Below are 12,113 nucleotides of genomic sequence, written 5' to 3'. Positions count from 1 at the left end.
ATTTCGTTTTCGACGCCGGAGCCAGACGGCGAGGCGACCGGCTGCAAACCGGTTCAAGTGGGTTCGACTCCCACCAGTGTCTCTTTGTAAGCAAGGTTCCTTGATGTCGTTCGTCCAGCGGCATGCAGCCCACTCGGAAGAGTTCGGGACTGCCTGTTCCGTAATGGGTTCTGAAACGGCGACGTCAGAAACGGTTAGCTCAGACGGTCAGAGCACCAGACTCATCATCTGGAAGTCACAGGTTCGACTCCTGTACCGATCACCAACCTGTCGGCTGGTAACCGACTCCACGGAAAGGTGACAAATCTTTCCGACCATGAAGCCTGAAGGAGGCAGACGTTTGTTGGATCAGCCGGCGGACGATTCTGGACCGGGTGCCTGCGCACCGCTTCGCGACGCTTCGGCGCTGCGATCGGTTCAGTCCCCGGCAACACGTCACGACGCCCTGTAGTGCGTGAAGGTCGTGTTTGTTCCTCAGCATCCGAAGGGTGTCCACGCGATGGATTGCTTCCGAAGCAGAATCCCACGGGAGACTGCGGCGGGCGATTCAAAGCCGAAACACTCCGAAGGACTTGAAGACGTTCACGCAAACGCACTCCGCGATTCGTCCGTGTGATCGGCGAACGCTCTGCCTTCGGATGGTGTCAATTCTGAATTCAACGTGGCATTGATGCCGCACCACTGCCGTCTGTGCCCGGCAAAACAACTCTCGGCACAATCCGGCTCCGCCGGGGAGGTCAACCATGTTTCTGCTCAAGCGTTACAAAATCCGCAGCTACGAGATGGGACTCCTGTTCCGGGAAGACGACTTCCAGGGATTGCGGACATCCGGTGTCCACTGGTTCTTCGACCCATTCGGCAAGATCCGGATGGACACTGTCTCGCAGCGGGATCCGTGGCTGACTCACGAAAAACTCGATCTGATTGTCAAGTCGGGTGTCTTGAAGGACCGGGCTATCGTTCTGGATCTGAAAGATCATGAGCGGGCACTGGTCTGGATCGAAGGCCGATTCAGCCATGTCCTGCCTGCCGGCCTGTATGCCTACTGGACGGGACAGAAGGCTGTCCGAGTCGAGGTGGTCGATGCGCGGACTGTGCGGTTTCTGCATGAGGAACTGAAGGTCGTGACCCGTTCGCCGTTGTCTGCGCGGGTGCTGGACGTCTGCACGGTGGAACGGGACAAGGCCGGAGTGTTGTTCATCGACGGTCGGTACGTGGAGACGTTGGGCCCGGGCCTGTACGCCTTCTGGAAGGGACAATCAGAAGCCAAAGTGGTCGAAGTCGACCTGCGGGAATCGATGGTCGACATCGGAGGTCAGGAGATCATGACCGCCGACAAGGTCACGCTGCGGCTGAATGCCGTTGCAACCTACAAGGTGGTCGATCCCCGCAAGGCGGTCAGCCAGACTGACGATGTACGACAGGCACTTTACCGCGAAACGCAGCTCGTCCTGCGAGGAGTGGTCGGGGCCTGCGAACTCGATAACTTCCTGACCGACAAGGATCGGGTCGCGAAGGAGATCGAGGAGAACGTCCGTCGTCGGGCGGGCGAACTGGGTCTGGAAATCGCTTCGGTCGGAATCCGGGATGTGATTCTGCCAGGCGAAATGAAAGACCTGATGAACAAGGTCACGGAAGCCCGAAAGGCGTCCGAAGCCAACCTGATCTCGCGACGCGAGGAAACTGCCGCCATGCGGTCCCAGGCCAACACGGCCAAGCTGCTGGCGGACAATCCGGTCCTCATGCGTCTGCGTGAACTGGAAGTCCTGGAGAAGATCGCCTCAAACGGTAAGCTCAGCATCGTTCTGGGTGAGAAATCACTCGGCGAGAAGGGGCTGGCCGATAAGGTGGTCAATCTCCTGTAAATCGGCGTCCCCGGTCTGAACCCTCAGGCCGGGGATTTTTTTGTTTATGAGCGGCATTCGCGCTGACCATTCTCTCTTCAGCGGTCTCAACGGCGCCTCACCGACGAAGCCCATTGCTGGCCCGTGCTCTCTGGTCTCTTCAAAGACATACGCGACGAGCCGTCGGGATGTCGCACGGATGCGGTGTGACTTCTTCGCGACGGTAGGCTCAGACAGACCAACCGGTCGAAAATCGTGCGCAGGAACCGATTCGCGGTACCCGATTGCTACCGCGTGCGCAATACATAGGGACGTTCGTCTGCCTGCCACCGGCCTTCCGCGGACGCCGAGATCCCTCCCAAGAAGTGACCGATGAACAGTTTACTTCAACTGGATGATCATCGCTCCCGGTCGACGAACGCTCTCTGCGAGCCCCCCCGCTCATCACTCTCAGCCAGGCCGTTCCTTCGTGACGGGAGCAAGAGACTGACCGCCGGTCTCCGTCGCCCGTTGTATCTCGCCCTCCTGCTGGCAGTCTCGTTCACCGGGATTCGCTCCATCGCTGGACTCTCAGCGGCGGAAGCTCCGTCTGATCATCACGTGGAGCGTTTTTTCAAAAAGCACTGCCACAAGTGTCACAGCGACAAGCTGCAGGAGGGAGAACTGCGGCTGGACACGCTGCCGCACGATTTCGTCGAACCGATGAACGTGACGCATTGGGAAGATATTCGCAACCGCCTCAACTCGGGGGCGATGCCTCCGGCGGACGAACCACAACCAGATCCGGTCGAGTTGCTGGCTGTGATCGACTGGATTGCGACAAAGTTCACCCAGGCCGAAGGTGCCAGGCATGCTCGGCGAGACCCGGTGAGTCTGCATCGCCTGACTCGCGAGGAATATGCCCACACGATCTATGATCTGCTGGGTGTGCACGTCGATGTGGCCGATCCCAACGGGCTGCTGCCCGACGACACATGGCATGGAGTTGAGCGGATCGGCTCCGTGCTCTCCCTGTCGCCGGCGCATGTTGAGAAGTACTACGCAGTTGCCGATCGAATTCTGGCAGAGGCATTTCCCTCCCAGCGCCCCACGACTCTTCAACGCCATCGTGATGCCTTCACCTTGCGGGGGACGGATGCGGAACGCACGGAGTCCACCCGCCGGGGCGTCGCTGACAGAGTGCGGGTCGAGCTGTGGCCGGGTGCCCAAATTCTCGGTCGCGGAGGCCCCGGGCAGTCACTGCCAGCGGCCGGTGTTTATCGCGTGCGAGTGCAGTTGAGCGGTCTCAAGCCGACACGCGGCCTCGCCCCGCATCTTCGCTTCTATGCGATTGAACTGGATCGGGTGCTCTTCGAGCAGGATGTGGTCACTGCAGAAGACCAGCCGGTCATCCTCGAGTTTGAGACACACCTTCCAGCGGGAAGCCATGACATCCTGGTGAGCAATGCCGTCCCCGGCCCTTCGGTTTCTCCGGCAACATCCCGGACGAGCCTGCCGTTCCTGACCGTCAAGGAAGGTCGCGATCCGTGGCAGATCAAGCTGACCGACGAAGAAGGGAAGCCGCTGTACCCGTTTCTGATTCTCGACTGGATCGAATGGGAAGGGCCGCTGGCCCCCCGCGTCCCGACAGATCTGGCGATTGACTCTCCCGTAGATGCGAACGAACTCTCCCAGCTGCAGCGCTACCTGACCCGCTTTGCGAGCCTCGCATACCGACGCCCCGCCCGGTCCGTTGAAATTGATCCGCTGGTTCAACTCGTCCACACCGGGCTGGCCCGCGGAGAGCCATTCGCAGACGCCCTGAACTCGGCGCGGATGGCGATCCTCTGTTCCAGTGACTTCTGCTATCTCGTCGAAGGGGAGGCCCGCAGCGACTCACTGCAGATCAACGATTGGGAGTTGGCTTCTCGTCTGTCGTATTTCCTGTGGAGCAGCATGCCGGATGGCGTGCTGTTTGAGGCGGCAGAACAGGGAATTCTGCACAGGCCGGAGGTGCTCCGCTCGCAGGTGGCGAGGATGCTGGCCGATCCGAAATCACAGCGGTTTGTTGAAAGCTTCCCCCGGCAATGGTTGCAATTGCAGTTGCTCGGAATGTTTCCCCCCGACAGGAAACTCTATCCGGACTACGACGCTTATCTGGAAAAGAGCATGATCGGCGAGACCACCAGCTTCTTTGGGGAGGTCTTGCGTGAGAATCTGAGTCTGCAGGAATTTCTGGATTCCGACTGGACCATGCTCAATCTGCGACTGGCGACGCACTATGACATCGCTGACTTTGAATTGACTCCTGGCGCGAACCCGGACCGGTTTGTCCGTGTTCCTCTGGGTCCGAATGATCGCCGCGGGGGAGTGCTGACTCAGGCCTCCGTCCTCACGCTGACGTCGGACGGAGTCAGGCACCGGCCCGTTCATCGCGGCAAATGGGTGCTCGAGTCGATCTTCGGCAAATCTCCTCCTCCTCCACCGGCGAGTGTTGATGCCATCGAGCCCACCCCGTCCGATCGCCCCAAGGCGACGCTGCGAGAAAAACTGAGGGCCCATACGCAGAACGCCAGTTGTGCGGCGTGTCATCGTCAAATCGATCCCCTCGGTCTGGCCTTCGAAAATTACGATGCCATCGGTCGTTGGCGCACGCATGAAATCGTCGGCGATGGACTGGGAGACAATCCCCCCGTCGACCCCAGTGGCGAACTACCGGACGGGCGGACGTTTGCCGACGCCACCGAGTTCAAGCATTTGCTGCGGGATGATCTCGAACAGTTTACCGCAACCTTGACTGAAAAACTGGCCGTGTATGCACTCCGGCGGCCAATGACTTACGACGACCGCGCCACCCTCGAAGAAATCGCCCGGCAAGGCGCAGAAGCGGACTATCGCCTCCCGGCACTGATCGAGGCCCTCGTTTTATCGGACCTGTTCCAAAAGCGTTGATGTCGGACTGAACGTTCCAGCCCGTGAGAAGAAGGCCGGGAAGGCCGACGATTCGTCATCGTTCCGAAAGCCCCGATCCACAACCCCGATCCCGGAACCATATGAGCAACATCATTACTCACAAATGGCTTCTCAATCGCCGACATCTTCTCCGCGGGCTGGGGGCGGCCGTTGCGCTCCCGCTGCTCGACTGCATGCGGCCCCTGTTGGGGGCCACGCCGACTTCGGAAAAGCCTCGCCGCAGCGTGTTCGTTTATATTCCCAATGGGGTCAACGTCCTGACGTGGCAGATTACCAAGGCCGGCCGCGACTATGAGTTGAGCGAACCACTCAAATCGCTGGAGCGGCACCGCTCCAAGATTACTCCGATCAGTGGACTGCATCACCCGAACGCGATCGGAAGTGCTCACGAGTGTGAAAAAGTCTGGCTCACCGCGGCCCGCATCAACCAGAAAGTCGGAGGCTTCCGCAACACTATTTCCTGTGATCAGCTCATCTCGGAGAGTACATCTCGGCATACGCGAATTCCTTCGCTCGAGCTGGCGAACGTCAGCGGAAATCAACGGACGCTCGCCTGGTCCCGCGATGGGATCGCGCTCCCTGCCGAAGACAACCCCCGGCAGATCTTCGACCGGCTGTTCGAAGTGGAGCACGGGGGAGTTGCCGCGAGACGGAACCAACTGGAACGACGATTGAGTGTGCTCGATCTCGTCCGCGAAAACGCCGATGGCCTGCGACGCCGGATCGGCCGCGACGATCGGACGAAGCTTAACGAATACCTGGAATCGGTCCGTGAAGTCGAAGTCCGCACCGAACGACTGGAGGCCTGGCTGAATGTTCCCAAACCGAAAGTCGATGCCGCCACGAAAGCCCGACTCCAGCGAAACGTCCCGAAGACGGACGCCGGGGACTATTACCGGACCATGTACGATCTGATCGTTCTGGCCCTGCAGACGGACATGACACGCGTGGTCACTTTCCAGAGCGGGAACGAAGCCAATGGATTGGCGCTGCCTGAGATCGGCATCCCGCAGGACCGCCACGGCCTCTCGCATCACAACGGTGATCCCGAGCAAATGCGGCGGCTGAGCCAGGCAGATGCCTTCATTGTGGACCAGTTCGCTTACTTTCTTGACCGCTTGCAGGGGGTTGCGGATGGTGACGGAATGCTGCTCGACAGGACGATGGTCCTGCTCGGCAGCGGCATGAGCTATGGCCACAGCCATGGCAACGCCAACCTCCCGACAATCCTGGCTGGCGGCAGCGGTCTGGGGCTCAGGCACGGGCAGCACATCGATTACAACCTGCCTGTCGTCAAGCAGTACCAGTTGGCAGACGCCACCAGTCATTACCGGATCTGCTCACGGCCGCTGGACGACAAGGCCCGTCTCAGCAATCTGCTGCTGACGATGGTGCAGAAGATGGAAGTTCCTGTCGAAAAATTCGTTGACAGTCTGGGCCCGGTCTCGGAGGTGGGAGGATGACCGCTCTCCGCGTTTGCCTTTTGCTCGCACTGCTGACCCATCCGGTCCCGAACCAGGCGGGAGAACAGACTCCGGACGGCGCTCTCCCAGCAGGCGCCGAACGGGTGATCTGGGGGGAACTGATCGAAGTCGATCACGTCAATCGACAGGGAGTGCTGCGCGTAGACCGTGGCGACGACCAGACGCGAGGACAGTGGGACCGGCCGCTCCCCTTTGCATTGTTCCCCTTCGGCACGGTGAGTTCCCACGGTGCTCCCGCTGACCTGCGCGACATTCCGCTGGGGACTCACCTGCGCGCCGAATTTTTCGAAGGAGAACCGGTTTCGCGCTACGAGCCGATGTACTCGCATCATCTCGGCCCGCGCAAAACCAGCCCCTACCTGGCATTCACTCGTGTCAGCCGACTGGAAGATGATTTCAGCTACGCATCCCGCACAGGACGACTGTGGCGCATCGAAGCTGTTCAGCCTGATAGCGAAACATTGATGGTCGTCGCGGTCGGTGCCGATGGGACAATCGATGCCAGGCCGACGAAGTTTGAACTGGGCGAAGACGCCCACATCTGGAAGGGGCGCTCTGTTTGCACACTCGACGCCCTGCAGCCCGGGCAGACTGTCGTCTTGAATCTGACTGCCTGCACGCTGACGGGGCCCGGCCGATGTACCGATATCTGGATTGATGACGAGAGCCGGGCCGTGGCGACTCGGCAGCAGTTCGCCAGGCACCGGTACCAAATGCGGCAGCACGGACTGGTGGGACTGGTCGATGGAGTCGACAATCAAGCCGGCAAGGTTTCGGTCATGCTGTTCGGAGGCATGGACCCCGTCTTGTACGAAGATTTCCTGGCCGCCAGTTTGTTTCGAGCAGCCGTCGCGGACGATTCTCTGCGCACTTATGACCAGGTTAACGACAGCAAAGAAGGTCCCGGGACCGCCGTGCGCGTGGCAGCGGAGCATCCCGGAGCGAGTGGTGTCCGCGTCACTTTCCAGCCTTCACTGCTGCTGGAAGGATTTCGTCCCGGGAAAATCGTCCGGCTCTGGCCGCGGGACCCCGGTTTCAAGAATACCTGGAATGTGGGCAATCTCCCGCGGGAGGAAGCTCTCTTTCGAAATTAAGCGGGGAGGCGCACCGCGAGTTTGAGGAGGAGACTTCAGTCTCTCCTCAGCGGATCCGCATGAAATCTGCGACGAGAGGCGGGTGGAAATGTCGTCGCAGCAGGAATTTGACGAATTTCGTCAGGTTCACCGTCGGGATTGGTACCGGTTTTGGCTGGACGGAGCAATATATCAGTACAAGATAATATGAATGCTTTGGGTTCGTCTGGCTTTCGATCCGCGGAGCGTCCCTTATGCCAGCCTTCTCCCGGTCGCCAACACAGGCCACGCTCACCTTGCAGACCGACGCGAAGTACGAAGCGTTCCTCAAGCTCTACGTGCCTGTGCAGCTGAAGCTCCTGAAATACATCCGCATCATGGTCTATGACCGGGCTGACGCCGGAGACCTGTTCCAGGAGACGAGTCTGGTGCTGTGGCGGCGGTTCCCGTCATTTCGCCAGGGAGGAGACTTTTCGAACTGGGCGATCGGTATCGCCCGCCGCCAGCTGTTGAAGTATTGGCGAACCAGAAAAAAAGAACGGCTGACGTTCAGTGAGTCGCTGCTGGAGAGTCTGGCCAACGATGCCGGCGAACTTGTCAGTGAATCGACAAGCCAGCAGACCGCGTTCGAAGAGTGCCTGAGGCGGTTGACGGTGCGACAGCACGAATTGATTCGCCTGTTTTATGGTGAAGGCTGCTCGTATGCCTCCATTGCAGCACGCTGGAACCGGTCGATCCATGCCGTGCATAAGGCGCTGAAAGTGATGCGTCGAGCACTGCTGCAATGTGTGGAATCGAAATTACCCGAGGAGTGCTAGAACACTGTGACCTTTGATCGATCCCTTGCTGTTATACGGAGTGAAGTATCCCCTGCCATGTAAGACCGCCTGGGAGTGACCTGTTGGAGCCTTGTGATTTTGAATACCCAGTCATGGCCACGCGGAAGTCCACATTTCACGATATGAAACGCTGGCTGCGTGGGGACTGAAAAGAGCAACTTCCTCGAGCATGACCTGATCGATAAGACCGTTCGGACTGTCCGCGTATCGAAAGTTCCGAAACATGCATCGCGAAGACTCCAACTGGATCCTCGAAATTGCCGAACGGCTTTTCGACGGCGAAGCGACTCGCGAAGAAGTCGAGCGGCTCGAGCAGGAGCTGTTGGTCAACTCCTCCAGCCGTCGACGTTTTCTGAGATTTGCAGAGATCCATGCGGAACTCGGCCTGGCAGACTGTGAACCGGCCGCAGTGGAACGTGCCTCATCCGCTGCAATCCCCGATGCCATCGACCACACCCCAGCTGACGCGGCGATCCCTGCGGACAGGGCCCTTCTGCGAGCGCGAAATCCCTCGGGGCCAGTGGAGGGTCGGAGCAACCGTCCGAGTCGACGGACAGTGCTGGGAGGTTGTGCGGCAATTACACTCGCACTCCTGATCGCCGGGCTCTGGTGGATGAGCCGTCCCCAGGTCGAGTTTGTGCGGGGTGTTGGTCAGCAGCTTGCGGAACTCTCCGATCTCACGTCACAGGAAGCCTCGGAATCTGAAAAACCATTGTTTCCCGCCTCGAGTGAGGAGGAAGCGTCTGTCGAGTTGTTCTCCCGTCAGAACCTGATCGGACACCGATATGAGTTGACGCGCGGGCTCGTGGAACTCCGCTTTCACAGGGCCTCGGCCAATGTGGTGGTGGAAGCTCCCGCGCGATTTGAGATTCGGGATTCCAAAACATTATGTGTGGTCTATGGACGGATTACGGCCCACGTTCGCGATGGAGTTCAGGGGCTGCGGGTGATCACACCGGACATGGACGTCCTCGATCTGGGGACCCGCTTCGCCATCGACGTGACAAAGGAACTGCGGTCGGAAGTGCATGTTCTGGAAGGGAAGGTCGCGGCCGGGGCCATTAAATCAGGAGAACGACGGAAACTGTTCGCCACCGAATCATTGCGATTTGGGCGCGCCGGGACGACAGAGACCTGCAGCCCGCGCAATGCCACTTTTGTTCAGCCTGAAGAGGTCACATCTCTCTCCGCAGCTCTGCGGGCAGGTCAGGTAAACCGTTCCCTCCACGCGGTGGCGACACTGAAACAGGACCCGAAGCTGCTGGTGTTTGCCGATTTTGAGCCGGGGAACGATGCTCACTTCGCCGAGAGCGGCGGGGAGATCGTGGGCGCACGACTCGTCCAGGGACGCTTCCCCGGCAGAACAGCGGTCGAGTTCATCGAGTTCAACGACCATGTCAAACTGAACGTTGAAAAGCGGGTGCAGCAATTGACGTTGATGACGTGGGTTCGTCTCAACCACGTCCTGGAACGGGGGAACTCGATCTATTCCGCGGACGGATGGGATGCGCGCGGGCAGATCCACTGGCTGATCTATAACAACGAACACCTTCACGACCTGATGCGCTTCGCCATCAACGGGGCACCGGTCGAGGACGAGACACGGCGCAGCGAGGCACGACTGGCTTCTGCACGCTCCTCACTGTCGGGCGACCTGGGACGCTGGATTCATCTGGCAGTCGTTTACGATGCCGACAGTCAGCTGGCGCGGCTCTATATCAATGGCCGTTGCGACAACGAAACTCACATTCCAGAGCCGATTCCCGTGCTGCTGGGCCCGGCCCAGATCGGAAACTGGAAAGGCTATCCCAAGTATTCCCCTCGCCGATTCAGCGGCAGAATGGATGAATTTGTCATGCTCGGTCGTGCCCTCAGTGGGGCTGAAATCGAAACGTATTTTCAGATGACGACACCCTATCGTTGAGGCGGCCGGGTGATGGCGCCTCAGCCGGCTTCGAGGAGCATGCAGAGCAGACAGCGGACCATTTCACTCGGCTTCATCGACTCAACGAGAAGCTTCTTTCTCACTTCATTATCAATTCCGGTTGCAGGAGAGGGATTATGATTGTCAATGGTCGGAACGATCGACGAAGACATGTCAGGCCGGCATTTACCCTCATTGAGCTGCTGGTGGTGATCGCGATTATTGCCGTGCTGGTGGCTCTGCTGCTCCCCGCAGTCCAGCAGGCGCGCGAGGCGGCCCGCCGCACCCAATGCAAAAATAATCTCAAACAAATCGGCCTGGCTCTGCACAACTACCACGATGCCCACACAGTCTTCCCGGGGGTCGGTGGAGGACCGATCAACAGGTCTACCGGAAATCTCGCCAACGACAGACGGATGAGTCCATTCGCCTCGATCTTGCCCTATGTGGATGAGGGCCCCCTGTACAGCATGATCAGTGGGTCCTGGACCGGCCCGGACGGCTACACCTATGGACCGTTCATGGGTGGCCCCACCGATACCGCCTATGGACCATTCAGTGCACGGTATCAGCCAAAATTCCTGCTCTGTCCCTCGACAAATCCCCTGCGAAATCCGCGAGGGCAGAGTGGCCCGTTCGGCGGTTCCTCAACCACTCATTATGTCTTCTGTCTGGGCGACCTGATCAATAACAATGTCAATCCGCAGAGCCGTGGGCTGTTCTGGGGAAGCAACCATCCTACCACCGCGATGAATGCGCGACAGAAGGGTGTCCGCGATGTGACGGACGGCACAAGCAACACACTGGCGCTGTCGGAGCGCGTGAACGCGACCGATCGGCCTACGGAAGTCATGGGGAGCATGGCTGTCATTCCCAATATCCACTTGAATCCGCGACTCTGTCTGGAAGCAGTCGGAAGCGACGGGATCGACTTCAAGTCCACCTATGTCGTTGGCACTGAAGCAGCGGGACAGTTTCGGCTCGCCTTCGACAGCTATCCGGGGTCGAGCGGCTTCACGACGGTCCTGCCGCCCAATAGTCCGAGCTGCGGAACCAGCACGAGCAGCTGGGGCATCTATTCCGCCCAAAGCAGACATCCGGGAGGCGTACATGCCTTGCTGGTCGACGGCTCGGTTCGCTTCATCAGCCAGAACATCGACACAGGCAACACCGCCGCCACATCCCCTTCGCTGAATTTCGAGGGCCCGAGTCCCTACGGCGTCTGGGGCGCGTTGGGAACGATCTCCGGAGGTGAGGTCATCGGCGATTTCTAGAGCAGACTGCTCTTTCCAGTATCCGCGCAGCAAGCGATTCGTGTGGTGAAAGACTGACTTCCGCATGGCGAGGGCGAGGCAATCAATAGTCACCACGCTCGAGCCCGTTCGGACAATTGACTGATCGTTCCCGGGACCTGAACGTGAACCTTACGCAAAGAGCTGTTCGCGATGATCAATGACCTGACTCGAATCCGGCGGGGCGCTGTATGGATGACCTCCGCGGCCATCGTTCTCACCGTGATGACCGGATGCACACGGGAAGATAAATGGACACGTAACCGTCCGAAGCGTGTCCCGGTCACTGGCGAAATCTTGTACAAAGGCAAGCCGCTGGCCGAAGCTGTGGTCACGTTTACCTGTACGGATGCGGGACGGTCCGCCTCAGCGACGACAGACGCAAACGGAAAATTTAATCTCTCCACATTTGAGCGTGGAGATGGTGCTGTTCCGGGGTCGCAGCGAGTTTCGATTTCCCGGTTTGAGGTGGACTTTCCGGGTACCAAGCTCGTGGGCATGACCGCTGCCGAAGTCAACGAGGCCATCGCAAAAATGCCAGTCGCCGCAGTCGACAGTCTCCCGCCTGCGCGTGCACGCTGGTTGATTCCGGAGCGGTACGGTTCTCCCGACACTTCGAAGCTGACAGTCGAAGTCCTTGAGTCGGGGGAGAATCACTTCCATTTCGAACTGCAGGATTGATGCAACCTGCATTGGAGCATCCGG

General features: G+C 59.3%; 8 protein-coding genes and 2 tRNA genes. All 10 read left to right on the top strand.

Annotated features, from left to right (window positions below; translation table 11 throughout):
• Nucleotides 1–11 precede the first annotated feature (11 nt).
• Nucleotides 12–82 (top strand) — tRNA-Cys (locus SH664x_RS08085).
• A 108-nt stretch (nucleotides 83–190) separates the two neighbouring features.
• Nucleotides 191–265 (top strand) — tRNA-Met (locus SH664x_RS08080).
• Between the two features lie 478 nt (nucleotides 266–743).
• Nucleotides 744–1,865: a slipin family protein gene (locus SH664x_RS08075; RefSeq protein WP_437206553.1), complete on the top strand. Its 1,122-nt coding sequence runs from the start codon at nucleotides 744–746 to the stop codon at nucleotides 1,863–1,865.
• Nucleotides 1,866–2,216: 351 nt separating this feature from the next.
• Nucleotides 2,217–4,775 (top strand): DUF1592 domain-containing protein, encoded by a 2,559-nt coding sequence (locus SH664x_RS08070; RefSeq protein ID WP_437206551.1) that lies wholly within the window; start codon nucleotides 2,217–2,219, stop codon nucleotides 4,773–4,775.
• A gap of 101 nt (nucleotides 4,776–4,876) precedes the next feature.
• Nucleotides 4,877–6,259, top strand: coding sequence for a DUF1552 domain-containing protein (locus tag SH664x_RS08065; protein WP_437206550.1), 1,383 nt, complete (start codon nucleotides 4,877–4,879; stop codon nucleotides 6,257–6,259).
• Complete coding sequence (locus tag SH664x_RS08060) at nucleotides 6,256–7,374, top strand: hypothetical protein (RefSeq protein WP_437206548.1); 1,119 nt, start codon at nucleotides 6,256–6,258, stop codon at nucleotides 7,372–7,374. Before SH664x_RS08065 ends, SH664x_RS08060 begins: the two co-directional genes overlap by 4 nt.
• Before the next feature lie 233 nt (nucleotides 7,375–7,607).
• Entirely contained in the window at nucleotides 7,608–8,171 is a 564-nt protein-coding gene (locus SH664x_RS08055) for a sigma-70 family RNA polymerase sigma factor (RefSeq protein ID WP_437206546.1), read from the top strand.
• 244 nt (nucleotides 8,172–8,415) lie between these two features.
• Complete coding sequence (locus tag SH664x_RS08050) at nucleotides 8,416–10,116, top strand: LamG-like jellyroll fold domain-containing protein (RefSeq protein WP_437206545.1); 1,701 nt, start codon at nucleotides 8,416–8,418, stop codon at nucleotides 10,114–10,116.
• 137 nt (nucleotides 10,117–10,253) lie between these two features.
• Nucleotides 10,254–11,390 (top strand): DUF1559 domain-containing protein, encoded by a 1,137-nt coding sequence (locus SH664x_RS08045; protein WP_437206544.1) that lies wholly within the window; start codon nucleotides 10,254–10,256, stop codon nucleotides 11,388–11,390.
• A 171-nt stretch (nucleotides 11,391–11,561) separates the two neighbouring features.
• The gene (locus SH664x_RS08040) at nucleotides 11,562–12,089 is read left to right on the top strand and encodes a hypothetical protein (protein ID WP_437206543.1); all 528 of its coding nucleotides are present in this window, start codon (nucleotides 11,562–11,564) and stop codon (nucleotides 12,087–12,089) included.
• Nucleotides 12,090–12,113 lie beyond the last annotated feature (24 nt).

This window comes from Planctomicrobium aquicomposti (assembly GCF_051466325.1).
GTDB lineage: Bacteria > Planctomycetota > Planctomycetia > Planctomycetales > Planctomycetaceae > Planctomicrobium.
The sequence above is the reverse complement of the archived record's forward strand: the minus strand, read 5'-3'. Positions and strand labels throughout refer to the sequence as shown.